The sequence below is a fragment of the Mixta theicola genome (genome assembly GCF_002895925.1).
In the GTDB taxonomy this organism is placed as follows: domain Bacteria; phylum Pseudomonadota; class Gammaproteobacteria; order Enterobacterales; family Enterobacteriaceae; genus Mixta; species Mixta theicola.
Genome location: NZ_NWUO01000003.1, coordinates 75,666 through 99,588 on the forward strand (window position 1 = coordinate 75,666; position 23,923 = coordinate 99,588).

General features: G+C 51.8%; 22 protein-coding genes and 1 tRNA gene. 9 read left to right on the forward strand and 14 right to left on the reverse strand.

What is annotated here, in order from left to right:
- Nucleotides 1–701: 701 nt before the first annotated feature.
- Nucleotides 702–785, reverse strand: a complete 84-nt coding sequence (locus COO59_RS21730) for a small membrane protein YohP (RefSeq protein ID WP_445084017.1) — start codon at nucleotides 783–785, stop codon at nucleotides 702–704.
- Between the two features lie 288 nt (nucleotides 786–1,073).
- Here COO59_RS21730 and COO59_RS05260 point away from each other — a divergent pair, with 288 nt between their 5' ends.
- Entirely contained in the window at nucleotides 1,074–1,319 is a 246-nt protein-coding gene (locus COO59_RS05260) for a hypothetical protein (RefSeq protein ID WP_103058776.1), read from the forward strand.
- Between the two features lie 88 nt (nucleotides 1,320–1,407).
- Here the strand turns inward: COO59_RS05260 and gntT are convergent, their stop codons facing one another.
- Entirely contained in the window at nucleotides 1,408–2,724 is a 1,317-nt protein-coding gene (gntT, locus tag COO59_RS05265; RefSeq protein ID WP_103058777.1) for a gluconate transporter, read from the reverse strand.
- A 294-nt stretch (nucleotides 2,725–3,018) separates the two neighbouring features.
- On the opposite strand from gntT, the gene COO59_RS05270 reads away from it, so the two are divergent.
- Nucleotides 3,019–4,161 carry an iron-containing alcohol dehydrogenase gene (locus COO59_RS05270; protein ID WP_205960849.1) on the forward strand — a complete coding sequence of 381 codons (1,143 nt, stop codon included), beginning with the start codon at nucleotides 3,019–3,021 and terminating at the stop codon, nucleotides 4,159–4,161.
- On the opposite strand, the gene COO59_RS05275 is transcribed toward COO59_RS05270, so the two are convergent.
- From COO59_RS05275 to COO59_RS05305, 7 genes are all read right to left on the reverse strand, one after another.
- Nucleotides 4,158–4,979: a Cof-type HAD-IIB family hydrolase gene (locus COO59_RS05275; protein ID WP_103058778.1), complete on the reverse strand. Its 822-nt coding sequence runs from the start codon at nucleotides 4,977–4,979 to the stop codon at nucleotides 4,158–4,160. The two genes, COO59_RS05270 and COO59_RS05275, sit on opposite strands and share 4 nt — an antisense overlap.
- A 175-nt stretch (nucleotides 4,980–5,154) precedes the next feature.
- Nucleotides 5,155–5,859 carry a molecular chaperone gene (locus tag COO59_RS05280; RefSeq protein ID WP_240614086.1) on the reverse strand — a complete coding sequence of 235 codons (705 nt, stop codon included), beginning with the start codon at nucleotides 5,857–5,859 and terminating at the stop codon, nucleotides 5,155–5,157.
- A gap of 16 nt (nucleotides 5,860–5,875) precedes the next feature.
- Nucleotides 5,876–7,483, reverse strand: a complete 1,608-nt coding sequence (locus tag COO59_RS05285; protein WP_103058779.1) for a fimbrial protein — start codon at nucleotides 7,481–7,483, stop codon at nucleotides 5,876–5,878.
- Nucleotides 7,484–7,584: 101 nt separating this feature from the next.
- Nucleotides 7,585–10,080 (reverse strand): TcfC E-set like domain-containing protein, encoded by a 2,496-nt coding sequence (locus tag COO59_RS05290; RefSeq protein ID WP_103058780.1) that lies wholly within the window; start codon nucleotides 10,078–10,080, stop codon nucleotides 7,585–7,587.
- 8 nt (nucleotides 10,081–10,088) lie between these two features.
- Nucleotides 10,089–10,766 (reverse strand): EcpB family pilus assembly chaperone, encoded by a 678-nt coding sequence (locus tag COO59_RS05295; RefSeq protein ID WP_103058781.1) that lies wholly within the window; start codon nucleotides 10,764–10,766, stop codon nucleotides 10,089–10,091.
- Nucleotides 10,767–10,819: 53 nt separating this feature from the next.
- Nucleotides 10,820–11,419, reverse strand: coding sequence for a common pilus major fimbrillin subunit EcpA (gene ecpA / locus COO59_RS05300; RefSeq protein WP_103059021.1), 600 nt, complete (start codon nucleotides 11,417–11,419; stop codon nucleotides 10,820–10,822).
- A gap of 748 nt (nucleotides 11,420–12,167) precedes the next feature.
- A tRNA-Arg gene (locus COO59_RS05305) sits at nucleotides 12,168–12,244 on the reverse strand.
- 181 nt (nucleotides 12,245–12,425) lie between these two features.
- On the opposite strand from COO59_RS05305, the gene folD reads away from it, so the two are divergent.
- Nucleotides 12,426–13,292, forward strand: a complete 867-nt coding sequence (gene folD, locus COO59_RS05310; protein ID WP_103058782.1) for a bifunctional methylenetetrahydrofolate dehydrogenase/methenyltetrahydrofolate cyclohydrolase FolD — start codon at nucleotides 12,426–12,428, stop codon at nucleotides 13,290–13,292.
- Nucleotides 13,292–13,504, forward strand: coding sequence for a ribosome-associated protein YbcJ (ybcJ, locus tag COO59_RS05315; RefSeq protein WP_103058783.1), 213 nt, complete (start codon nucleotides 13,292–13,294; stop codon nucleotides 13,502–13,504). Before folD ends, ybcJ begins: the two co-directional genes overlap by 1 nt.
- Nucleotides 13,505–13,583: 79 nt before the next feature.
- Here ybcJ and COO59_RS05320 read toward each other — a convergent pair whose 3' ends face one another.
- The 3 genes from COO59_RS05320 to cysS form a co-directional block, all read right to left on the reverse strand.
- Nucleotides 13,584–14,675 (reverse strand): oxidoreductase, encoded by a 1,092-nt coding sequence (locus tag COO59_RS05320; RefSeq protein ID WP_103058784.1) that lies wholly within the window; start codon nucleotides 14,673–14,675, stop codon nucleotides 13,584–13,586.
- The gene (locus tag COO59_RS05325) at nucleotides 14,668–15,426 is read right to left on the reverse strand and encodes a DeoR/GlpR family DNA-binding transcription regulator (RefSeq protein WP_103058785.1); all 759 of its coding nucleotides are present in this window, start codon (nucleotides 15,424–15,426) and stop codon (nucleotides 14,668–14,670) included. Before COO59_RS05325 ends, COO59_RS05320 begins: the two co-directional genes overlap by 8 nt.
- Nucleotides 15,427–15,635: 209 nt before the next feature.
- Nucleotides 15,636–17,015: a cysteine--tRNA ligase gene (gene cysS, locus COO59_RS05330; RefSeq protein ID WP_103058786.1), complete on the reverse strand. Its 1,380-nt coding sequence runs from the start codon at nucleotides 17,013–17,015 to the stop codon at nucleotides 15,636–15,638.
- A gap of 244 nt (nucleotides 17,016–17,259) precedes the next feature.
- On the opposite strand from cysS, the gene ppiB reads away from it, so the two are divergent.
- From ppiB to purK, 4 genes are all read left to right on the forward strand, one after another.
- Nucleotides 17,260–17,754: a peptidylprolyl isomerase B gene (ppiB, locus tag COO59_RS05335; protein WP_103058787.1), complete on the forward strand. Its 495-nt coding sequence runs from the start codon at nucleotides 17,260–17,262 to the stop codon at nucleotides 17,752–17,754.
- The gene (gene lpxH, locus COO59_RS05340) at nucleotides 17,754–18,470 is read left to right on the forward strand and encodes a UDP-2,3-diacylglucosamine diphosphatase (RefSeq protein ID WP_103058788.1); all 717 of its coding nucleotides are present in this window, start codon (nucleotides 17,754–17,756) and stop codon (nucleotides 18,468–18,470) included. Before ppiB ends, lpxH begins: the two co-directional genes overlap by 1 nt.
- 145 nt (nucleotides 18,471–18,615) lie before the next feature.
- Nucleotides 18,616–19,125 (forward strand): 5-(carboxyamino)imidazole ribonucleotide mutase, encoded by a 510-nt coding sequence (gene purE, locus COO59_RS05345; RefSeq protein ID WP_103058789.1) that lies wholly within the window; start codon nucleotides 18,616–18,618, stop codon nucleotides 19,123–19,125.
- A complete protein-coding gene (gene purK / locus COO59_RS05350) occupies nucleotides 19,122–20,189 on the forward strand; it encodes a 5-(carboxyamino)imidazole ribonucleotide synthase (protein ID WP_103058790.1) in 1,068 nt (355 codons plus the stop codon). Before purE ends, purK begins: the two co-directional genes overlap by 4 nt.
- A 36-nt stretch (nucleotides 20,190–20,225) precedes the next feature.
- Here purK and ybbP read toward each other — a convergent pair whose 3' ends face one another.
- The gene (gene ybbP / locus COO59_RS05355) at nucleotides 20,226–22,634 is read right to left on the reverse strand and encodes a putative ABC transporter permease subunit YbbP (protein WP_103058791.1); all 2,409 of its coding nucleotides are present in this window, start codon (nucleotides 22,632–22,634) and stop codon (nucleotides 20,226–20,228) included.
- Nucleotides 22,631–23,317 (reverse strand): putative ABC transporter ATP-binding protein YbbA, encoded by a 687-nt coding sequence (gene ybbA / locus COO59_RS05360; RefSeq protein WP_103058792.1) that lies wholly within the window; start codon nucleotides 23,315–23,317, stop codon nucleotides 22,631–22,633. Before ybbA ends, ybbP begins: the two co-directional genes overlap by 4 nt.
- Between ybbA and tesA the strand changes: the two genes are divergently transcribed.
- Complete coding sequence (gene tesA / locus COO59_RS05365) at nucleotides 23,288–23,911, forward strand: multifunctional acyl-CoA thioesterase I/protease I/lysophospholipase L1 (protein ID WP_133158589.1); 624 nt, start codon at nucleotides 23,288–23,290, stop codon at nucleotides 23,909–23,911. The genes ybbA and tesA overlap by 30 nt on opposite strands.
- Nucleotides 23,912–23,923: the final 12 nt, after the last annotated feature.

A 23,923-nucleotide genomic window follows, 5' to 3' on the forward strand; every position in this document is an offset into this window, starting at 1 on the left:
AAAAGCGGTAAAAATGGATTTTTTTTGAATGCCTCAACCTTTACCACAAAAAATTATCACGCGTGGTAATGAAAACCTCGCGCAAAAGATAAACAAGGTTTTTTAACGCCGTAAGGTTACTCATCGGGTATCCCATACAGCCTGGCTTCAGTTTTAGCTGTAAGTTTCCTGTAAGCCCAACAATCAGAGCGGATAAAAGTTGTTAACTTCTTTCCTGTTTCTAATGAGAAATTCGTAACCCGTGCTGTCTATTTACTCTCTTGTTGAGGAAAATCATTGAATGCAGCTTTTGATTATCTGATAAGCGACGAACGCTTAATGCAACTCATTAAATTAACTTACTTTTCATTAGGTTATCTGGTGATCATAACAACCTTAAACAGATTAAGTAAATTTATAGATCTTTCATATGTTTTTGCTAAGATATTTCTCGCCGCGAGATCAGTAGTAAGGAAGATAAGGATGGTCATGAAAGTAAGATGTACCGCCTGTGGCAGTAAAAGGTTTCGCTATACTACCGGGGACCAAAAAGGGAAATGTCACCACGGCGCGGTATGTGCTTATTGCTTCAAACCTTTTACCGTACAGGATTTGTTACCTCACACAGAGATAGATCCTATTGCTCGCTGTCTTATTGGACAACGCAATAGCCGGTTAGCGCCATAGAGAAGCGGCACCTGCCTGAGGTGCCGCCAATCGCATTAAAACAGAACTTTAAATACGCCGGTAAGCGTCAGTAACCCAACGATAAAAATAATCGCAATAATCCACAGAATAATTTTCATTCCATTCCCCCTCAGGCTGCCATGCCGACGGCGAAGCCGCCGATAAGTAAAGTTAGCTGCGGTTAGCTGTTAACAAAGTCTGAGTGCCACTTCGCTAACAACCACAACGTTATCTGTCGCTTAAGTATAGTTAAGACTGAGAATTCTGCTTTTTTGCGATTCAGATCGCGGCATTCGGTTTTACCGTAGCCTGCCGCTTCGATCTGCGCCGTAAAGGCCGCTAAACTTAGTGCGGGTGTTAACCCGGTGACTTAATGACTTTTTGTCAGTCTGCAAAAAGGAGGTCTTATGAGTACGATTGATACTAATATGGGCAGATATTGTCTGAAGGCGAAGCATGCCGGTAACCATATCAAGGGTTCTATTACCATCAACGATGAGGGCGGCGACCAGCTCTCTTTACAGGAGTTCGATGAGCATTATCTGGATGATGTGGTCAACAACGTTATCTATCCGGTAACCGGCGGCAACCGCGAAATTACACGGGCGCTACGCGAACAAATGATCAAAGCAGGTTTTACCCAGCCGCATTAAACAACCGGGGTCACCGCTGCGTGACCCTAACGCCTGGCAATCGGGGCAGCAGCGCAGCCAGGGTTGCCGACTTCGCTGCTGCCTTAGCTTAGATCAGAGAAGAAAGCAGCAAACACCCCACCAGCCCGCAGACGGAGATGATGGTTTCCAGCGCCGACCAGGAGCGCATGGTTTCACCAATGGTCAGGTTAAAATACTCCTTAAACAGCCAGAAACCGGGATCGTTAACGTGCGAGAAAATAACGCTACCGGCTCCCACAGCGATAACCATCAGCTCCGGGCTGGCGCCGGAAGTGGCAATCAACGGCGCCACGATGCCACCGGCGGTAATGGCGGCAACGGTTGCCGATCCCAGCGCAATACGCAGCACGGCGGCGATCGACCAGGCCATAAAAATAGGCGACAGGTTAGTTGCCTGCATCAGTCCGGCAATATATTTATCCACGCCGCTGTCTACCAACACCTGCTTAAAGGCGCCGCCGCCGCCAATAATGAGCAGCATCATGGCGATAATCTTGATGGAATCGGTCAGCGTATTCATCACCTCTGCCATACTGCGGCCACGATTAAGACCAAAGGTAAAAATACCAATCAGTACGGCAATCAGGGTTGCCATCACCGGATCGCCAAAGAACTCGGCCCAGGGCAGCAAGGCATGACCTTTTGGCAGGATCATCTCCGCCACGGCACGTAAGGCCATCAGGATAACCGGCACCAGCGCCGTCCAGATGCTCACGCCAAAACCGGGCATTTCCGCTTCGCTAAAGGTCTTAGGGTTATAAAGCCCTTCCGGGATGGGTTTATCAATATTTTTCAGAAAGCGTGCGTAGACCGGGCCGGCAAGGATTACCGTCGGGATCGCCAGCAGCGTGCCGAACAGCAGCGTTTTGCCCATATCGGCGTTAAACAGCGTGGCGATGGCCGTCGGGCCAGGGTGCGGCGGCAGAAAGCCATGCGTCACGGATAACGCGGTGGCCATCGGTACGCCAACGTAGAGCAGCGGCACGCGCGCCGACGCGGCAATACTGAAAACCAGCGGCAGCATCAGGACAAACCCCACCTCATAAAACAGGGCAAAGCCTACGGTAAAGCCGGTTAATACCACTGCCCACTGAATATGGCGTTGACCAAATTTAGCAATCAGCGTAGTAGCAATCCGCTGTGCTCCGCCGCAGTCCGCCAGGAGTTTCCCCAGCATCGCGCCGAAACCCATAATCAGCGCCAGGCTGCCGAGCGTGCTGCCGACGCCGGTTTTAATGGAGGCGACCACCTTATCGACCGGCATTCCCTGCATTATTCCCACCACCAGCGCAACCAAAATTAGCGCGATAAATCCATTAAGCTTGAAGCGAATCATTAGCAGGAGCAGCAGCGCGACTCCGACCGCAACGATAACTAATGGCATAACTTTTCTCCGGTGAATAGCCGCCAGGAACAACGGCACGACTTTATCATTGTGGGTCACGCCAGGGATAAACTGAGTGACATGCTTAGCAGCAAATGAAAACGCTACCGTGTTGTTACCGATAACATGGTAACGGTAACAATTTGTCACTGGAATGAGAGCCACAGGTAGAATTATTGATTTGCGAAGATGATCAACTTTTTGCCGCTATGTTAAGCGTTGGTATCTATCCATAGCGGAGCGGTTGGCTGTTAAACTCACCTCCACCTTATAAAAACCGTGGCGGAAATAAATATGCTAACCAGCCAGACGATCGCTAACCGACAAACGTTTTTTGGCCGGGGCAGCCTGCAACAGCTGCTGCCGCTACTTCAGCAGGCACCGCAAGCGACGCTGTTATTTTGCAGCCGTTCCTTTCTGAACAGTCCGCATTACGCAGCCATCAGCCCGGCGCTTAAGCCGTTGCTTATCGGCCATGAAGTCGTTACTCATGAAGCCTCGCCGGATAATATCGACCGCTGGGTGCAGCGCTGGCGCGGCCAGGTTGAGCGCGTAGTGGCTATCGGCGGCGGCAGCGTTCTGGATGCCGCCAAAGCCTTTGCCGCCGTTAGCCAATATTCGCTTAATACTCTGCGCTATCTGGAAAAGGTGGGCGATACGCCGGTCAGCGGCGCTACGCTGCCCTTAATTGCTATTCCGACTACGGCTGGCACCGGTAGCGAAGTGACGCAAAACGCGGTCGTCACCGACCAGGCTGATAACAAGGTGAAAGCCTCATTGCGTCACGCTAATTTTGTGCCTCAGATTGCCATTCTGGACGCTGATTTACTCGACGGCGCGCCGGATAAAGTGCTGGCCTGCTGCGCCATCGATACCTTTACCCATCTGTTTGAAGCCTGGCTTTCAGCCAAAGGGAATATTTTCACCCGCCAAACCGCGCTTAACGGCATGCGTCAGTTTATTAAGGGCTGGCCGGATCTTAATCGTCAGGACAGGCAAGGAGCCGAGGCGCGGGAAGCGATGCTGATGGCTTCGTGGCTGGGAGGGTTAAGCCTGAGCATGGCTGGATTAGGGATTATTCACGGTATTGCGGGCGAGCTGGGTGCCATAAAAAATTATCATCACGGTGAAGTCTGTGGTCGCCTGCTGTTTCCCTTTTTAGCGCTGCTGGATAACAGCGAGCATCCGCAGCAGCAGGCATTGATGGCTGAGCTACAGCTGGCGCTGTTTGGCGCAACGCATCCGGCGCCGGCGAACTTTCTGGCGCAGTGGCTACAGCAGCACGCTGTGTTTCCTTTCTGGCAGCAAAAGCCCACGCTTAGCGCCAGTGAAGTCGAGTGGATACTGGCGCGCGCCAACGGTAAAAACTCGCTGGTTAATTACAGCACGGCGCAACAGCGCTGGATGCTGGAACAGGCGTACAGCTGTACGGATTAATCGAAGGGAGGGCGACCATCCAGCACCTGCTGAATAATGTCCAGCACGCCTTCCTGATTATTTGACGGCGCCAGATACCCCGCCGCTGCCTTTACCCTTTCCGGCGCGTTGGCCATGGCGTAACCGAAGCCGGCCTGATTAAGCATCTCCAGATCGTTGCCGCCGTCGCCAAACGCCACAACCTGCTGGTTAGCGATCCCCCAACGCTGCTGCATCAGCGCCAGCCCGTGCGCTTTATGCAAGCCGGGAATAATCAGATCAACGGAACCATGGCCGCTGGTAACGGCGGTCGCTACGCCAGCATGATGACGCTCAATATCCGCCATCAGTATCGGAACATACTCATCAGAGAGATTCAGCGCGAATTTAAACAGACGATCGTTAATCTCATCCAGCCGGTTTATCGGCTGGAGGCGATAACAGTAGCGGCGCATTTTTTCAATATAGGCCGCTGGCGCAGAGGAAAAATACCAGGCGCTGTGATAGCCGCAAAGCACGTAATTCAGCTCAGGATAATGGCCGCACGCCAGCGTATCGATAATCTTCGTCACGTCGCCGCGAGGAAACTCGCCAACGAAGCGATCCTCGCCCGCATCGACGATATAAGCGCCATTTTCCGCCACGAAAGTGATTTCATTCGCGATCTCAGGGAAAAAAGTTCGCAGCTGATAGTACTGGTTGCCGCTGGCGACGACGAACCGGATGCCGCGCGCCTTCAGCTGTGCATATTGCTGGTTAAAGCGCGCGCGATTATAGTTTTTCCGATCGTCAAGAAAGGTGCCATCCATATCTACCGCAATAAGTTTTATATCCGCCATTATCCTGCCTCTGCTTACGCTAACTGATGCTTATCTTAGCTGACGATCCCGCCAGCTGCCGCAACTCCACCTTTAAGGTATCGATCGATAAAATTCGCCGGGCCGCATAACCCAGTAAACTTTGTGTAAAAAAAAGTTAGGATACCTTCTAATATAGCCAGCTTATCTAATACCATTATTTGGTCGTGGATGCTTTAGTACAGCCGTTTTCCACCGCGAAATATTTCCCCAGGGCAACAATAAATATTTTATTTTCAGCACGGACACTTTCAGACTGGTAGGTTTCCCCCGGCAGCATATGAAACTGAGTAGAGCTCTCATCATCGCCGTTGCATCCCTGTTGGATAATAACCCTAAAAAATGTGTTTCCCGTGTTTTTTAAACTGCCTTTATCTGCATCCAGGGAATATCTGATATGCGTTTCCCCTGGGCGAACGACAAGTATCGCGCTCATGGTCACAATCGGCACTATTTCCGTCGCCTTCTCATTCTTTCGGAACGGAATAAGCATCATCGCAGACTCTTTAAATACTATTCTGTAATAACGTTCGTTATTATCCTTAGGCCCCCGGTAAAAAACCTTAAAAGAATCTACGCCTCCCGGGGTATTCGTGAGACTAAGAGGCGACCAAATGACTTCCATCTCATCAACCTGGATGCGATTTTCATTGCCATTTCCCGGCTTATCAATTCTGTAGGCAGACACCGAATAAAGATTAGTTCGGCTGGTATCGTTGAAGACGGGGATAGAGATAAACTGTTTTTCAGGCTCGATGTCAAAAACCAATGAATTCAGGTAAAGACTCCAGGCGGGTTTTATTGTAAGCATCAACCCTAAAAGGAATAAGCCTGGTATATAAAATATACGCAACAGCAGCATGGCCTTCTCCAGGTTATTAATGCAGATTCAGATGATCAACGCCAATCCAGGTTGCCGTGACTTTCAGCTCACCGCTTGCATTAACGGTTCCCGTCCAGTAGCCGCCGTCCAGGGTGCTTTCTGAAAGAATATCATTCATCGGAAACGCTAACTGCAACTTTGTGGCGAAATAGTAACCTTCACTGGCAGAGGCGTCCCATGCTGTTTGCGTCCAGAGAGCATTGGTCATATTGACAGGCGGTTCCCCACAGCTGTTGCGTTCTCTGACGGTTGCGCCAGACTGAGAAGTATAGGAGAGGTAGGCAGGAACAGGCACTTTATAACTATTATCAGGTGAGCTAAAAATACAATAAGGAACGCCGCTAAGCGTCGTCGTATCGCCAATAACCTGAGCGGTAATACTATCTGCCTGGCGTGACGCAGACGTTGTTACAGTATATTCGAATTCAATAGCCCGATCGCTACCAATTATTCCCGGCGCATCAGGACCTCCCGCACTATTACTGGAGATAAGACTGATTCCATATTCTTTAGGGACGATATTAATCGAACTGGATGCGGTAAACTGATAATATCCTGAATAGTATACAATGCCATTAGTAAAACTAAATGTAAACATCGAATCATTATTTGTTATAGAAATACCCTTATCAACGAGGTTTTTTAAAAAAGTTTTAGACAAAAAAACATAAACATAGCCTGCACCTGTTTGTTTAAAAATATTTTTATATGCGGTTGAGCTATTATAATTATACCAGGTTGCACCATCACCGCTAAATTTTATCGAGCTGGGTTCAGGGTTAAAACCCAGGGTCGTGGTATTTAAAACCATGCCAAAAACCAGACTACTGGTTATATCTGCAGAGCGTTCATAGTTGTATGATACCATACGACACGTTATACCACTTATGTTGTTTACTACAGCGATAAAACAATTATCCGCATTTAACGAAGTAGATGGCGTTCCATCACTGGCTACCCATATTTCGGCAAGAGGATTGGTATGATTTAACGTAAGATGTCCTGCTTTTGTTAAAGTCATATGTACAGCACGCCAGATAGCATTAGTCATCAAATCCTTACATCTGATCCCAGTGGAATAATCATAATCCGTAGTGGTAACACAAATATTAGCAATATACTCATCGCTTGCGCCGACGGGCCTGGAAGCAAAATAATGATATGCTGAATCAGTTAACGATCCATAGGCATAGCTGCCATTTTCCTCACTATTACCCCCACGAGTATGGTAAAAACCATTTTCATCAATAATTTCGCCTGCTATATAACCTGATGCCGGGCAATTAGCTCCGGTGGTAATACAACGGAGCCCCTGAAAGGGAGTGTTTATTGGCGAATTTTCAATCCACATATCAAAATAATAGTTTGGCCATGACCAGATATAGCCTAAAAATCCAAGACTTGTCTGCTTAGTGGGAAACTTAGTCCATACGTTAGATCCGGTAAAGCGTGGTGAAAATGAGTTAGGCGTAATAAAATAACCGCCGTCTACGTCATTTTCAATAAACATATAATTATTACTGCCTGTATTTATCGTGATTGGCGTCACGGCTAAGCCTGAAAAGGAAACAAACAAATAAAGCAAAATTAATTTTACCCGCATAGCCTAACCTCTATCGCCCCGACCTTAAATTGCATAATATTTGCCAAAATATTATTTGACAGATTTTCATTTAAATGGTTTTTTATTAAGCGCTACTATTTTTACTTGTGCTGAAGTTGGCAATATATATCGCCAATCCAAATGGCACCACGCGCATCCTGCAGGTCAAGCCTGGTTTCACAGGCGCTCAGATTTTTTAAAAACATAGTTATAACACTATTTTGTTTATCAATATCCATTGAAAATTCTCCCCGCTCGTCCGTTCTGGTTTTCCCGGTATGACTATATATGTCCAGATTTGCAAAAGGTAGGCCGTCGTGCGTTTTAATCCTGCCGAATACCGTTACAAGCTGTTTTATTTCAGGGCTAATAACCTCAACGTTACCTGGATATAAAACAACCTTACTTTGACGCCCGCTGGCGACATTTACGCTATCTTTTGAACATTTATCATTCATAAGCTCAATTTTATACTGTTTATAAGGAGGTAAGCTTATATAATTATTTTGACCACTAAGAGGATAACTGCGCCCATTAATATTAGCCAGCATGGTTCCTGCGTTAGCAAAGCCGGTTTTTATCATCACGCCTGAAGTTTGGTTGCCTTTCCCCAGAGCAATACTATCTTTTGTCAAGCCAACGCTACCTTGCGAGCTCATATTAAATGTAGAACTACGGTCCGATGAATGGGATATTGATACGTTACCGGCATTATACTTTGTTTCATAAGAAGCATAACCATTAGCAGAAAAATCATCCGAATGATGGTTATTTTCATCTTTATGCGTCATTCGTTTCGATAGCGTTCCCCCCACCTGGGTGATAGCACTGTCGCTTATACTTTTACGTACGGTGGCATTTGCCAAAATGTTCCCTTTTTCACTCGATACACCCGTACTAAACCAGGCGGATAGTGGAACAGCAATATCAATATTAACGTACTTATTACGAATCGTGGGGCGATCGTCGTAATTATAATGCTGGATGCCAGAGCGTAGAGAGACTGAAGCATATCGATTTGAAAAAAAAGACTGACTATAATCTATATTAATATATTTGCTACCGGCATACCTGTCCTTCGTATTACTGACGGTAAAAATACCAAAATATTTCGCGATTTTTTTTAAATTTGCGGTAACGCCTGCTGACCAGGCATCATCTTTTTGTATTAATAACCTGTCGCCAATATAGCTAATTTGCCGCGAACCCCACAGGCTACCGTACCCCTGCGGCAGGCTAAAATTTAATGTTGAAATGCTACGTCTGCTGCCGTCGGTCGCCCATAATATCTGCTGGTTAATATTAAAAGCATCATTAATAATAAAGCTGGCTTCACTCTCATTGACAGCAGTGCTATCAAAACCATATAGCGTGGATTTTAAATTGACACCGGAAAGCCAGGGCTGAGTGATAGCCATCGCCACGCCCGTTACCCACGTTTCCTTACTATCAATACTGAATTTTTCACGCGAATGATAGTTGGCTTTATTATATTCAAGGCTTCCGCCAAAAATTTGCCACGTTAAATCACCTGAAACACTGGATTTACGGGAAAAAATTTTATTTATCTGAGTGTTTCGCTTGCTGACCACCTGTCCATTAACTATGACCTGGACATCGACATTATAGACCCCAAACGGCAGTCGTGACGTATCTAATTCATAACTACCCATCGGGAAATTCTGGATACTTAGCAATCGGTTGTCGCGGTAAATATGCACTTCGCCTGCTGCAGGTAAAAATACAATAACGGGTAATATTGAAAGCGTATTATCTTCGATCTGCGTACTGCTTCTGTTGCCAAAACTTGCACCATAGATACGACTGGAGTTTAACGCGCTCATGCTCGCGATCGATTGTAAGTTCCAGGTATCAACCATGCCGATAGTTAATCGATTCCCATCATAATCGCGTTCGTACATTGCGCGATAGATTTCGCTGGTACGGTATGAAGTACCTATTCCATAAATCGATCCATTAAGGTTAATATGATGTTCATGCCATGCCGTAATATTATCCATTGTGAAGTAACTGCTTGAGGTGTCTGTATTACGCAATTTGTTATAATAACTGCCAAAGGTATAATTAAATACATTTGTCATCCCCTCAACCGAGGAGCCACCCAGCATATTAGTTCGCGGCAAGATCGCCGGAACTAAAGCTTCACGATTAACATTAAGTTCAATATAAAAAGATTTGGCCTCTAAGGAGAGAAACACCTCATCGGCAATATCTAAACGTTTGCCATCCCCAAAGCTTACATTTTGCAATTTTAACAGTCTGGACTTAAGCGTTGACGATAGTTCTGTACGTTCTGGTTGATCAACCAAAACTATTTGATTGATATGGAAAGCGTCTTCTTTGATGCTTAAGACAACATCAGCTATTTTATGCTCACTTCGGTTATTTGAGACATCACCTTTATAGCGTATATATACAGGAACATTCATCCCTTGATTTAGCGCACTGACAAAAAACGCCGGGATTACATAATTATTAATACGTAAAGAGGCTGCTTTATTTGCTGAAAAAGCACTATTCGCAGTTATGCTAATAGTCAAAATAATTATTTTTTTTACACATCCACTGTGTTTCATATCGTCAACTAATTAACATTGATATATTTCTGTCCATGCCAGATGCCTATATGAGATTTACGGTCATCAAAATCTATATGCTGTAACTTTATGCTAACATCTGGCATCAGATAATAGCGTTCACGACATCCCTGCCCTAAATCCCTGGTTTTATCACGGCACGGGCCGTAAGAAATCACCCGGAATGAAGAGTTTCCTTTATTAGTCACCGTGTCACCTTGCCGTAAGAAATCAAATTTCTCTTTACGCGGGGCCACCACCAGAATAGTGTTTATAATGGCTGATGTCATAGCTTGCCCCTGTTTCCTGATAGTCGTTCCATCGTAATCTGTTACCGGCTCATCAGACCAGGATAAACGATAGTAACGCTCTTTATCATCTTCAGGGCCGTTATAAAAAATGCGGAAATTTTCTTTCGATTTCCCTGGCATTATCAGGTTTACCGGCGTGGCAAGGAGCTCAGATTTACTGTCCATAGGAATAACAATACCGTTTTCCATAGGTGATGAAATACGTTCAACTTTCAGGCTGACTAACCGTGCAGAATCGGTTGGGTTGCCTATTTCCTTTGCCAACGTTGAAGCTGCTGGTGGCATAATTGAAGTGACTTCACCAATATTAATTGCTTGTACCGAAAAAGGTATTAAATACGTAAGGAAAAAACTAATTAAGCTGTTTATTTTCATTCGGATGCCTTAACAGGAGGTGTTAGCCCCCTTTTTTAATACTCAGTTTGGCATTACGAAGATGTTACAGGTACGGTCCACACTGCAGTAAACTGGACCCGAACATCGCCATCCCAGTAGCCATCGTTCAATTCTTTAAACGGTGCCGATGTACTGCCATCGGAAGTCGCGGAGGCAATTGAAAAATTAAACGCCCCATGAGCAGTTGTGCGTGCAGTTCCGGTATAGGCTGAACTGAGCGCCAGTGAGTCAAGTCCAGCAGTCACATTATTTGCTGTATCAAACATGGTAACCGCTATTGATTTGCTTAATGGTTCCCCATTCCAGGACACGCCCACTTCCAGAGTTGAATCATCAGTGTTGCGAGTTAATGTGCTGCTTATAAGCTTTGAAGTCAGCATAAAATCGGTGGCGCCAGACTGGCCCTGAATGCTGATATCAAATGCGCCTTCCTGAGTATTAAATGCTTCAAGGCCTTCCGAATATTGAAAATTAAGCGACTTCATTGGTGTTACCACTAATGAACTAATTGTATCTTTGGATGCACTGGCATCCCAACTGGCTGTCGCTGAGGCTGTTACATCAGCTGATGCGTTGCAAGAGGCAAAAACAATAGCTGCAAAGACATAGCCCGACAAGGTAAGTTTTTTCATGTGTTTACTCCAAAACATAATGCTCTGTATTCAGGCGATAGACCGCACAAATTAGTTATCCACAGAGCAGTTTTTCATTTTAAAAATAAGTTATCTTAGACTGCAACCAGGACCATAATTGATCTGTCGCAATTTCCATATCTTTTATATTTGGTTAAAAGACGCGTCTATTCTAGATCACTATTTCTGGCATTGTAAAACAAAAAACAGAAAACACAGGCCGCTAAGTTCAAATACGGCATATCCCTACCAGAATATAGCTCTATTTAACTGATAAAAATATCTACAATAAAAATCATGCCATTGCTAATTTAAGAATTTTCCATTAATTACAAAAAAACTAAACTCTTCATTTAATATTAAGTTTTATAGTTATTGTCGTGTTAGTAGCAAATCCCCAGCAAAAATAGAAATGGCTATTTTTCAGTTTACTGGTTACTGGGAAATTAAATTATTCCTGACTCGTTACAGGAATGCCGGCTATCACAGGATCAATTAAACGCTGACCCGCTCCCCAGGATTAGTACACCACGATACTAGCAATGTTTTTATAAGCAATAGGAGGAAATTTCCGTGAAAAGCGTTTTTCCAACGAACAAAGCAACAATAACCTCCGGGAAGCCGAGACCGGGGTTTTCGCCCGAGCGTTCTGTCGTAAGCTGACGCGGTTTTTGACAAACGTGTCCCAAATCTGTCCTGCGTTGAAGATCTGAGAGCTGGAGGAGAGATCTAAGTGATTGATATTTAATGGCACGCCCTACAGGATTCGAACCTGTGACCTACGGCTTAGAAGGCCGGTGCTCTATCCAGCTGAGCTAAGGGCGCATTGGTGAGTTGCGTCGAATTATACGGTGCGCAGACAGCGAGTCAACGTTTTTGCAGCCGCGTCGCTCCCATCGCCGAAGTTGTAGCCAGCCAGCGTGATTCAGGGACTGACAGCAGCCTGTGCTTCTGACAAAATATGTCCCATTCCCCGATTCACTCAAACAGATGGATTTCTTCACTGATGGCAGCAAAAATTATTGACGGTAAAACGATTGCGCAGCAGGTGCGCCTTGAGGTTGCCGAAAAAGTGAAACAGCGTCTGGCGGACGGAAAACGCGCGCCGGGTCTGGCGGTGGTGTTGGTTGGTGAGGATCCTGCTTCCCAGATTTATGTCGGCAGCAAGCGCCGCGCCTGCGAAGAAGTCGGTTTTATCTCCCGCTCTTACGATTTACCCGTCACCACCAGCGAAACTGAGCTGCTTGAGCTGATTGACGCCCTGAATAATGACGGCGAAATCGACGGTATTCTGGTGCAGCTTCCGCTACCTGCAGGCATTGATAACGTCAAGGTGCTGGAGCGCATCGCTCCGGATAAAGACGTTGATGGTTTCCATCCCTACAACGTAGGCCGCCTGTGCCAGCGCGCCCCGCTGCTGCGTCCCTGCACGCCACGCGGCATTATTACGCTGCTGGAGCGTTATAACATCGACACCTACGGTCTGAATGCGGTCGTGGTTGGCGCCTCGAATATCGTCGGACGCCCGATGAGCCTCGAACTGCTGCTGGCTGGCTGCACCACAACGGTTACGCATCGCTTTACCAAAGATCTGCGTCAACATATTGAACATGCCGATCTGCTGGTAGTGGCCGTAGGTAAGCCAGGCTTTATTCCTGGCGAATGGATTAAGCCGGGCGCCATTGTGATCGATGTTGGTATTAACCGTTTAGCAAGCGGCAAAGTGGTCGGTGACGTTGAATTTGATACCGCCGCCGAACGTGCGTCCTGGATTACGCCAGTGCCGGGTGGCGTTGGGCCGATGACGGTCGCTACACTGATCCAAAACACGCTGCAGGCGTGCGAAGAATATCACGACAAAGGAACCGTATAATGGCGACATTTTCCCTGGGTAAACACGCACATGTTGATTTGTGCGATCTGCTGAAGCTTGAAGGCTGGGTAGAAAGCGGCGCGGTAGCTAAAAACCTGATTGCCGACGGACTGGTTAGCGTGGATGGCAAGGTTGAAACCCGCAAACGCTGCAAAATTGTGGCGGGACAAACGGTTGAGTTTAATGGCCAGCGCGTTACGGTAACGGCCTGACGCCGCCGCTGCGATCGGACAGCAGCAACGATTCGATGCTAAACAGCCGGCTAAGCCGGCTGTTTTCATTTCTGCGACGTTACTGAACCTGCGGAAAACGCAGCGCGCTTTTTTCCTCGTCGCTGAGTGCTGGCCGCCGGGACTGGCCGCTTTCTGACGCTTTTACCGCCGCCTCTAATACCGCCATGACCGCCAGCGCCTGCTCAGGCGGCACCGGATTCTCCTGCGCGCCGTTCAGCGCGTGAGCGATCTGGATATAATACTGGCGCTGATCGCCCGCTGGCGTAGGCAGCTGTGCTTGCTCTTCGCCACTGTACAGCACCATCGCTTCATCATCCTCACCCCACCCTGCGCTGCCGGGCGTTACGCCAGCCAGCAGCTGGCTTTCCTGACGGTCAGCCCGCCCTTTAATCAGGCTGCCTTTGGTGCCGTGTACGCTAAAGCGCGCTACGCCACCGGCCACCAGCATACTGCAGTGCAGGATCACCCGGTGCGATGGATAATTTAATACCACGTGCGCCCAGTCGTTAACTTCCGCATGGTCACGCAGCGTGGCGATATTGCCCTGCACGCTCTCCGGCAGTCCAAATAACTGAAGGGTCTGATCGATCAGATGCGGGCCTATATCGAACCACAGGCCGCTGCCCGGCACGTTCTGCTCGCGCCAGCGCACCCGAACCTGCGGGCGGAAACGATCGATATGCGATTCAAACTGCACCACCTGCCCAACCCGCCCCTGCTCTATCGCCTGGCGTACGCCGAGATAGTCGCTATCCCAGCGGCGGTTGTGAAATACCGACAGCAGCAGCCCTTTCTCCTGCGCCAGCGCGATCAGCTCACGCGCCTCCTGCATATCCAGCGTAAAAGGTTTATCCACCACCACATGCTTACCGGCTTCCAGCGCCTGGCGCGCCAGCGGCGCATGGGTGGTATTCGGCGAGGCGATCACCACCAGATCGATATCCGGATGCGCGATCGCCTGCTGCGGATCGTCGATCACGCGCATACCGGGGAGATCGGCATGGACTTTAGCGGCATTGCTGGAGGCGATAGCATATAAATTCAGGCCCGCCGTAGCGGAGATCAGCGGTGCATGAAAGGTTTTACCGGCAAAACCATAGCCAATCAGCACAACGTTAAGCATCTTTGCAGGCGTAGCGGTGTTACTCATGTTGTTCTCCTTCAGCGATAACAGAGACGTCGATGGAAGATAAAGCAGGCAGCTCATCCCAGCGACGATCGATAAACAGGCGTTGTATCTCGCTTAAATCCGCGACCCGATGAGGCTGGCAACGGTTTAGCTTTAAATGATCGGCCACCAGCCAGCGCTGGGCGCTAAACGCCAGCATGGCGCGTTTGATTTCAGCGTCCGCCTCGTGGCTGGCGCTAAGTCCAAGCGTGGGATGCACCGCGCAGGCGCCCAGCACGGCAATGTCGGCGCGATAGCGCTGCAACATCGCCAGCGTGGCGGCACCGGCGAACAGGCGCTGCGCGTTATCCCACTGCCCGCCCAGCAAAATAAGTTCAATATCGGGACGATCGCTAAGCGCCCAGGCAATATCCAGCGAGGCGGTAATCACCCGCGCCGGAACGGTCAATGCGGCGGCAACCGCCAGCACCGTATTGCCTGCATCCAGCATCAGCGTACTGCCCGGCGGGATCTGCGCCGCAACCGCTGCTCCCAGCCGCTGCCTGGTGGCGTTAAGTACCGCGCTGCGCGCCCGGCGCGTCATTACCGGCACGTCCAGCGCTATCGCCCCGCCATGATTTTTCTGCGCCAGCCCCTGCTGTTGCAGATCGTTAAGATCGCGACGCACGGTATCAACCGATACCTGTAATGCCCGAGCAAGCTGCGTCACGCTGGACTGCCCTTGTTCGCTGAGCAGCGTTAATAAGGTTTTCTGACGAGCAGCTTTATGCATAAGGATCCTCCGCAAAGCAATATACGGCAAAAAACAGCAAAAAGCCGCAAAAATAACGTATGCTGCGCGTGGATCAGCGTCTGGCTGCTAAAGGATAGCGTTACAAAGGGCTAAAGGCGGCGAGGCGTAAAAAAAAGAGAAAGAGGGAAAGCATCACTGCGCGCTAAACGGCAAAAAAAAAGGCCGGTCATCACCGGCCTTACAGAAGTTTATTTACGACGCCAGGTAGTGCCCTGCGGCCCATCCTCCAGCACAATGCCAAGCGCATTCAGCCTGTCGCGCGCAATATCCGCCTGCGCCCACTCTTTGGCCTGACGCGCATCGTTGCGCATTTTAATCAGCGCTTCGATTTCCGCAACGTCATCATCCTGCGCGTCGCCCTGCAGGAATAGCTCAGGATCCTGACCCAGCAGACCCAGCACGCCTGCCAGCTCACGCAGACGCGCGGCCAGCCCGTTAGCCACGGTCATATCTTCCGCTTTCAGGCGGTTGACCTCACGGGCCAGATCGAACAGCACCGAGTAAGCTTCCGGCGTATTGAAATCATCATCCATCGCCGTGCGGAAACGGGTAACGAACGCTTCGCCACCTGCCGCTTCAGCGTCGGCATCGGTATGACGCAGCGCGGTATACAGACGCTCCAGCGCCGCACGCGCCTGTTTCAGGTTTTCTTCGCCATAGTTAAGCTGGCTACGGTAGTGACCGGACATCAGGAAATAGCGCACCGTTTCCGCATCAAAATGCTGTAGCACATCGCGAATGGTAAAGAAGTTGCCGAGAGATTTAGACATCTTCTCGCGATCCACCATCACCATACCGGAGTGCATCCAGTAATTAACGTACGGGCCGTCATGGGCGCAGGTTGATTGCGCAATTTCGTTTTCATGATGCGGGAACATCAGGTCAGAACCGCCGCCGTGAATATCGAAATGTTCGCCCAGCTGTTTGCAGTTCATCGCCGAACATTCGATATGCCAGCCCGGACGTCCGGCACCCCACGGCGACGGCCAGCTTGGCTCGTCCGCTTTCGACATCTTCCACAAGACAAAATCCATCGGATTGCGCTTCACCTCCGCCACTTCTACCCGAGCGCCAGCCTGCAGCTGCTCCAGATCCTGACGGGAAAGAGAGCCGTAATTCGGATCGCTGTCTACGGCAAACATCACGTCGCCGTTGCTGGCGACATAAGCGTGGCCACGGGCGATCAGCTTTTCCGCCAGTTCAATAATTTCGCTGATATGGCGCGTGGCGCGCGGCTCCAGATCGGGCGGCAGAATATTCAGCGCGCGAAAATCTGCGTGCATCTCTGCAATCATGCGGTTGGTAAGATCTTCTACCGTTTCCTGATTTTCATTGGCGCGTTTGATAATTTTGTCATCAATATCGGTAATATTGCGTACATATTTCAGCTGATAGCCGCAGTAGCGTAGGTAGCGCGCTACAATATCAAAGGCCACAAAAGTACGGCCATGGCCGATATGGCTGAGGTCATAAACGGTAATGCCGCACACGTACATGCCCACTTCTCCGGCATGAATCGGTTTAAATTCCTCTTTTTGTCGCGTCAGGGTATTAAAAATTTTAAGCATTGAACTTTCCGTATAAGCGTGTGCGGATAAACGAAATCAGAAGGTCTATTTTTCACGTAAGCGCGACGCAATGCAAGAAAGGAGACAGCGCACCGCACCGGCGGCGGGCAGAAAGCCCTTCTGCGCTTACTGACGCCAGCGCGCGAATTATGTTATAAGAGGCGTCTGTTAAAACTGGCCCGGCACCCTGATCCAGGGAGCGGGTACAGCCTCTTAAAAACTCCAACCTTTACAGGATGAGATTATGGTTACTTTCCAGACTAATCATGGCGATATTGTGATCAAAACGTTTGATGACAAAGCGCCTGCGACCGTGCAGAACTTCCTGGACTACTGTCGTGAAGGTTTCTACGACAACACCATTTTTCACCGTGTGATCAACGGCTTTATGATCCAGGGCGGCGGCTTTGAGCCGGGCATGCAACAGAAAGCCACCAAAGCGGAAATCCGCAACGAAGCCAACAACGGCCTGAAAAACACCCGCGGCACGCTGGCGATGGCGCGTACTTCCGCACCGCACTCCGCTACCGCGCAGTTCTTTATCAACGTAGCAGACAATGACTTCCTGAACTTCCGTGACGAAAGCCTGCAGGGCTGGGGTTACTGCGTGTTTGCCGAAGTAGTAGAAGGCATGGACGTGGTTGAGAAAATCAAAGGCGTTTCTACCGGCCGCAGCGGCATGCATCAGGATGTGCCGAAAGAAGACGTGATCATTCAGAAAGTCACCGTTAGCGAGTAATGTCACGCACGCTATTTATCGCAGATCTGCATCTGTGTCAGCAAGAACCGGCAATTACTGCCGGTTTTCTGCGTTTTTTGCAGCGCGAAACGCAAAATGCCGATGCGTTGTACATTCTGGGCGATCTGTTTGAGGCCTGGATCGGCGATGACGATCCCAACCCGCTGCATCAGCAGGTTGCCGCTGCGCTGCGGGCGCTGCCGCTGCCGGTTTATTTCATTCATGGCAATCGCGATTTTCTGTTGGGCCGACGCTACGCCCGCGCCAGCGGTATGCAGTTGCTGCCGGAAGAGCAGGTGCTGAACCTGTACGGCAGATCGGTGCTGATTATGCATGGCGACACGCTATGTACCGATGATGAAGGCTATCAGCGTTTTCGCCGTAAAGTGCATCAGCGCTGGCTGCAAAAGCTGTTTCTCGCCCTGCCGCTGCGGCTGCGTCAGCGCATCGCCCTGCGTATGCGCGACGGCAGTAAAGATGCTAATCGGCAAAAATCGGTCGCGATTATGGATGTGAATCCTCAGGCGGTGGTGGATGCCATGCAGCGCCATCGGGTGCAGTGGCTGATTCACGGTCATACCCATCGTCCGGCGGTACATACGCTGACGGTTAACGACCAGCCGGCGGAACGTCTGGTGCTGGGCGCCTGGCACCGCGCCGGCTCAATGATCGAAGTGACCCCGCAAGGGCTTTCCCTGATCCATTTCCCTTTTTAAAAGCGGTGAGCAGGCCGCTTTTAGCGCCGTAATCCAGCTACGCAACCGTTTTCCTTGCGCCAGAGACATGATATTCTCTGTGCCCTTCCCGACCGCGTGAAAACCACGCCGGTGTCTTTTGGATAATCACAGGAGTCGCATCCGCATGTCTCTTAACGCCGCCCCGACCCGCATCGCCATCGTCATGGGTTCTAAAAGTGACTGGGCCACTATGCAGTTCGCTGCGGAAATCCTTACCGTTCTGGACGTTCCTTTTCATGTTGAAATCGTTTCTGCGCATCGCACGCCTGATAAGCTGTTTAGCTTTGCCGAAGGCGCGGCGGACAACGGTTTGCAGGTGATTATCGCCGGTGCCGGCGGCGCGGCGCATCTGCCTGGCATGCTGGCGGCGAAAACGCTGGTGCCGGTGCTGGGCGTACCGGTACAAAGCGCGGCGCTGAGCGGCATCGACAGCCTCTATTCCATTGTGCAGATGCCGCGCGGTATTCCGGTCGGCACGCTGGCGATTGGTAAAGCGGGCGCGGCCAATGCCGCCCTGCTGGCGGCCCAAATTCTGGCGACGCACGACCGCGAGCTGGCGACGCGCCTTACCGCGTGGCGTCAGGCGCAGACGGATGAGGTGTTGAATAACCCCGATCCGCGGGAGGAAGCATGAAGCCGGTTTGCGTTCTGGGCAATGGGCAGCTGGGAAGAATGCTGCGTCAGGCGGGCGAACCGCTGGGCATCGCGGTTTATCCGGTCGGCCTGGACGCTGAGCCGGAAGCGTTACCGATTCAGCAAAGCGTGATCACCGCTGAAATTGAGCGCTGGCCGGAAACGGCCCTGACGCGTGAGCTGGCGCGGCATCCGGCCTTTGTGAACCGCGATATTTTTCCGCTGCTTGCCGACCGTCTGACGCAAAAGCAGCTGCTTGATCGACTGGGGCTGGCGACCGCGCCGTGGCGCTTGCTCGCTTGCGCCGAACAATGGCCGCAGCTTTTTGCGCAGCTGGGCGAGCTGGCGATCGTTAAGCGTCGTACCGGCGGGTATGACGGACGCGGCCAATGGCGTTTGCGCGCCGGAGAAACCGACGCGCTGCCGGCTGATTGCTACGGCGAATGCATCGTTGAGCAGGGCATCAACTTTTCCGGTGAAGTTTCGCTGGTGGGCGCGCGCGGACATAACGGCAAGACGGTGTTTTATCCGCTGACGCATAACCTGCATCAGGAAGGGATCCTGCGCAACAGCGTAGCGCTGCCGCAGCCTGACCGCGCACTGCAACAGCAGGCGGAGCAGATGCTGAGCGCGATTATGCATGAGCTCAACTATGTTGGCGTAATGGCGATGGAATGCTTTGTGGTGCCGCAGGGGCTGCTGATAAACGAGCTGGCGCCGCGCGTGCATAACAGCGGTCACTGGACGCAAAACGGTGCGTCCATTAGCCAGTTTGAGCTGCATCTGCGCGCGATCCTCGATCTGCCGCTGCCGCAGCCGGTGGTCAGCACGCCGTCGGTGATGGTAAACCTGATCGGCACCGCGCTAAATCAGCAGTGGCTCAGTGAGCCGCTGGTGCATCTGCACTGGTACGAAAAAGAGGTGCGGTCCGGTCGTAAAGTCGGCCATCTGAACCTGAGCGATCCCGATGGACAGCGTCTCGCTGGCGCGCTACAGGGGCTGGTGCCGATGCTGCCGCCGGAATATGCCAGCGGCATTGAATGGGCGCAGGCGATGCTACGCTAAACGATATGGCGGTCTGCCCCAGGCGGACCGCCAGTGTCAGAAACTACGGAACAGCGCTTTACCGCGCAGTAGCCGAATGCCCAGCCAGCCGCCGCACAGCGAAAGCAGCAGCGCCCCGCTTAACGGCAGCGCAATCCAGAGTCGATAGTCAGGCTCCCACGGAAAATCGAATACCTTACGCTGCAATCCCCATAATGCCGCCTCGGCGCCCAGCACCGCCGCCGCGCCCGCCACCATGCCTGACAGCGCAAATTCATACCACAACGTTGAACGCAGCAGCTTTTTCCCGGCGCCCAGCGTGCGGTAAACCACCAGCTCCTGTCGCCGCTGGCGCATGCCAACCTGGACCTGCGCCAGCAGCAGCAGCAGCCCGCAGGCGATAACCAGAATCACCATAATCCCCAGCGCCTGGCTTACCTGCGCCAGAACCTGACCTATCTGGCGCATCATCGCCCCAATATCCAGCAGGCTGAGCGTCGGGAAAGCACGATTCAGCTGGGTCAGCGTCTCCGCGTCGCCATCAAGGCGGAAGCTGGTTAGCCAGGTTTGTGGCTGTTCATCAAGCGCGCCCGGCGGGAAGATAAAGAAAAAGTTAGGCCGCAGGCTTTCCCAGTCAACTTTACGCAGGCTGCTAATTTTAGCGCTGAACGGCTGCGTATTGCCGGTAAAGGTCAGGGTATCACCGAGCTTCACGCCTAAACGATCGGCCAGTTCCACCTCCATTGAAACCTCTCCGGCGCGCGGCGGCCACTGTCCGGCCACAATCGGGTTATGTTCCGGGCGGTGCGCTAAGGAGGTCAGATTAAGCTCGCGGTTTAGCGCGTTATCACGTCGTGGATCGGCAGGCTGCTGATTAATTGCCGTCAGGCGCACGCGTGCAACGGGATAAAAGGTACCGGGCTCAATCCGATGCTGCGTCAGAAAGTGCCGCACGTCTGCCACCTGTTCACGGCTGATGTTCAGTAAGAAATAGTTAGGGCTGTCGGCAGGCAACTGTTGCTGCCAGCGATCGAGCAGATCGCCGCGCAGCACCAGCAGCAGGGCCAGCAGCATAAAGGAGAGCGAAAAGGCGGCCAGCTGGCTTAAGGTTACCCACGGCTGACGCAGCAGACGATTTATCGCCAGACGCAGCGCCAGCCGACGCACGGTCAGCCGACTCAGCAACCAGAGCGCGCCCCACCCCAGCGCCGCCAACAATGCCGCCAGCAACAGGATCCCCGCCAGCAGCACCCAGAGCAGCTTGCTGCTGCCGACCAGCAGCACCAGCAGCAATACCACCACCAGCGCCATTACCGGCAGATAAAAGCGTAACGGCCAGATGGCGGTGATGGCGTCCTGTCGCAGCACGCGCAGCGGCTGCGTCGCTAACAGTAATCGATAAGGACGCAGCCCTACCAACAGCGAAATCGTAAACAGCGCGCCCAGCGACCAGATCCACGGCCAGACGCCGGCGGCAGGCAGCTCGCCGGGCAGCACCGGGCGCAGCATAATTATCAGCAGCCGCTCGAATCCGGTACCTAATGCGCTACCAGCCAGCGCCGCCAGCAGCAGCACCGCCAGCCACTGTCCGCCAATCAGTTTGTGTAAGGCGCTGCGCCCGGCTCCCAGCGTTTTCAACACCGCCACCAGGTCGTAGCGGCTGCGGCAATAGTGGCTCATCGCCACCGCAACGGCCGCGACCGCCAGCAGTAGCGTCAACAGGGCCGACAGCAGTAAAAACTGCTGGGCGCGCTGCATCGATCGGCCCAGCGCATCTTCTGAATTTTCCACGCTCAGCCAACGCTGATCGCTTTTTAACTGCGGCGTAAGCCAGCGATCGTAGCGGCTTAGCGCCTCCGCATCGCCAGCCATTTTATAACGCCAGGTCAGGCGGCTACCCGGCTGCACCGCGCCGGTTTTTTCAGCGTCAGCCAGGCTCATTAGCAGCCGTGGCGCGGTTTGGAAAGGATTAAAACCGGCATCCGGCTCCTGCAAAACCGCTCCGGCGATATGCAAACGGGTATCGCCGACATCCAGTTCATCGCCGGTTTTAACACCGGACAGCGCCATCAGCCGCGGCGCCAGCAGCACGCTGCCGGGCTGCGGTTTTAGCCCCGGCGGCTCGGTGCGTAATTCGCCAAACATTGGATAATGTTGATCGACCGCTTTTACCGCTGCCAGCTGCGGCGTCTCGCCCGCAAAGGTCATGGTCATAAAGGTCAGCTGGGCTGAGACTTTCAGCCCCAGCCGCTGCGCCTGATCCAGCCACGGCTGCGGCACCGGATGCGCGCTGCTTAGCGTGCGGTCGCCCGCCATAAGTTCGCGGCTTTGCTGCGTCAGCCCTTTTTCCATGCGGTCGCCCAGCTTACCCAGCGCCAGTACGCAGGCGACCGCCAACGTTAGCGCCAGCCAGACTATCAACAGCGAGGGCGAACGCCACTCGCGCCAGAACCAGCGCCAGATCATGCTTCCTCCCACAGTTTGCCGTCACGCACGCGTAGCCGCCGATCGCAACGCGCCGCCAGCTGCATATCGTGGGTAACCAGAATGAGCGTGGTGGCGCTGTCGCGGTTCATGGAGAACAGCAGATCGGCAATGCGTTCGCCGGTCTGTCGATCGAGGTTGCCGGTCGGCTCATCAGCAAACAGTACGTCAGGGCGGCCATTAAAGGCGCGAGCCAGCGCCACGCGCTGTTGCTCGCCGCCGGAAAGCTGCGATGGTAAATGATGCAGGCGTTTGCCCAGGCCCAGCTGCTCCAGCAGCGCCTGCGCCTGGTCGCGACTCTGACGTTCAGGATGGCCGCGCAGCAGCGCAGGCAACTGCACGTTTTCCAGCGCGTTCAGCCCAGGCACCAGCATAAAAGATTGAAACACGAAACCGACATGGCGCGCCCGCAGCGCCGCACGCTGTTCCTCGTCCATTTCCTGCAGCGGTTTGCCGCACAGCCTGACCTCTCCGCTGCTGCCATCATCCAGCCCGGCGAGAATGCCCAGCAGGGTGGACTTGCCCGATCCCGACTCGCCAGTCAGGGCGATGCTCTGCCCCGGTTTGACAACCAGGTCAACTCCGGTAAGGATGAGCAGCTGATGCTCCTCTTCACCGACGGATTTAGTAAGACGATGAACTTCAATAATGTTTTCCGCTGGCATTATCCCTTCCTGTTGTTATTACTGTTATTCACGCGTGTGGCGTCCGCAGAATCATTATTGGTTCTCGGCGATAGCCTGAGCGCCGGTTATCGCATGTCTGCCAGTCAGGCCTGGCCAGCCCTGCTGGATAAAAAATGGCAGCAGCAGCCAGAGGTGATCAACGGCAGCATTAGCGGCGATACCGCCGCACAGGGGCTGGCGCGCCTGCCTGCGCTGCTGCAACAGCACCATCCTCGCTGGGTATTGATCGAGCTGGGCGCTAATGATGGCCTGCGCGGTTTTCCGCCGCAAAACATTGAGCAGGACTTAAGTAAAATCATCAGCACGATTCAGGCGGCTGACGCGAAACCTCTGCTGATGCAGATCCGTCTGCCGACAAACTATGGCCGCCGCTATAACGAGGCTTTCAGTAATATCTATACCAGACTGGCGCAGCAGTACAATATTCCGCTGGTGCCCTTCTTTATGGAACAGGTTTATCTTAAACCACGCTGGATGCAGCAGGATGGTCTTCATCCCGCGCCGGATGCGCAGGCTTTTATTACCGATCTGATGGATCAACAACTGGCTCCCTTAGTTAAACATGAGCAATAAACGGCACAGTGG

Coding starts and splice junctions, on each gene's coding strand:
- COO59_RS21730 (WP_445084017.1), bottom strand. CDS start 785: ATGAAAATTATTCTGTGGATTATTGCGATTATTTTTATCGTTGGGTTA.
- COO59_RS05260 (WP_103058776.1), top strand. CDS start 1,074: ATGAGTACGATTGATACTAATATGGGCAGATATTGTCTGAAGGCGAAG.
- gntT (WP_103058777.1), bottom strand. CDS start 2,724: ATGCCATTAGTTATCGTTGCGGTCGGAGTCGCGCTGCTGCTCCTGCTA.
- COO59_RS05270 (WP_205960849.1), top strand. CDS start 3,019: ATGCTAACCAGCCAGACGATCGCTAACCGACAAACGTTTTTTGGCCGG.
- COO59_RS05275 (WP_103058778.1), bottom strand. CDS start 4,979: ATGGCGGATATAAAACTTATTGCGGTAGATATGGATGGCACCTTTCTT.
- COO59_RS05280 (WP_240614086.1), bottom strand. CDS start 5,859: ATGCTGCTGTTGCGTATATTTTATATACCAGGCTTATTCCTTTTAGGG.
- COO59_RS05285 (WP_103058779.1), bottom strand. CDS start 7,483: ATGCGGGTAAAATTAATTTTGCTTTATTTGTTTGTTTCCTTTTCAGGC.
- COO59_RS05290 (WP_103058780.1), bottom strand. CDS start 10,080: ATGAAACACAGTGGATGTGTAAAAAAAATAATTATTTTGACTATTAGC.
- COO59_RS05295 (WP_103058781.1), bottom strand. CDS start 10,766: ATGAAAATAAACAGCTTAATTAGTTTTTTCCTTACGTATTTAATACCT.
- ecpA (WP_103059021.1), bottom strand. CDS start 11,419: ATGAAAAAACTTACCTTGTCGGGCTATGTCTTTGCAGCTATTGTTTTT.
- folD (WP_103058782.1), top strand. CDS start 12,426: ATGGCAGCAAAAATTATTGACGGTAAAACGATTGCGCAGCAGGTGCGC.
- ybcJ (WP_103058783.1), top strand. CDS start 13,292: ATGGCGACATTTTCCCTGGGTAAACACGCACATGTTGATTTGTGCGAT.
- COO59_RS05320 (WP_103058784.1), bottom strand. CDS start 14,675: ATGAGTAACACCGCTACGCCTGCAAAGATGCTTAACGTTGTGCTGATT.
- COO59_RS05325 (WP_103058785.1), bottom strand. CDS start 15,426: ATGCATAAAGCTGCTCGTCAGAAAACCTTATTAACGCTGCTCAGCGAA.
- cysS (WP_103058786.1), bottom strand. CDS start 17,015: ATGCTTAAAATTTTTAATACCCTGACGCGACAAAAAGAGGAATTTAAA.
- ppiB (WP_103058787.1), top strand. CDS start 17,260: ATGGTTACTTTCCAGACTAATCATGGCGATATTGTGATCAAAACGTTT.
- lpxH (WP_103058788.1), top strand. CDS start 17,754: ATGTCACGCACGCTATTTATCGCAGATCTGCATCTGTGTCAGCAAGAA.
- purE (WP_103058789.1), top strand. CDS start 18,616: ATGTCTCTTAACGCCGCCCCGACCCGCATCGCCATCGTCATGGGTTCT.
- purK (WP_103058790.1), top strand. CDS start 19,122: ATGAAGCCGGTTTGCGTTCTGGGCAATGGGCAGCTGGGAAGAATGCTG.
- ybbP (WP_103058791.1), bottom strand. CDS start 22,634: ATGATCTGGCGCTGGTTCTGGCGCGAGTGGCGTTCGCCCTCGCTGTTG.
- tesA (WP_133158589.1), top strand. CDS start 23,288: ATGAACTTCAATAATGTTTTCCGCTGGCATTATCCCTTCCTGTTGTTA.
- ybbA (WP_103058792.1), bottom strand. CDS start 23,317: ATGCCAGCGGAAAACATTATTGAAGTTCATCGTCTTACTAAATCCGTC.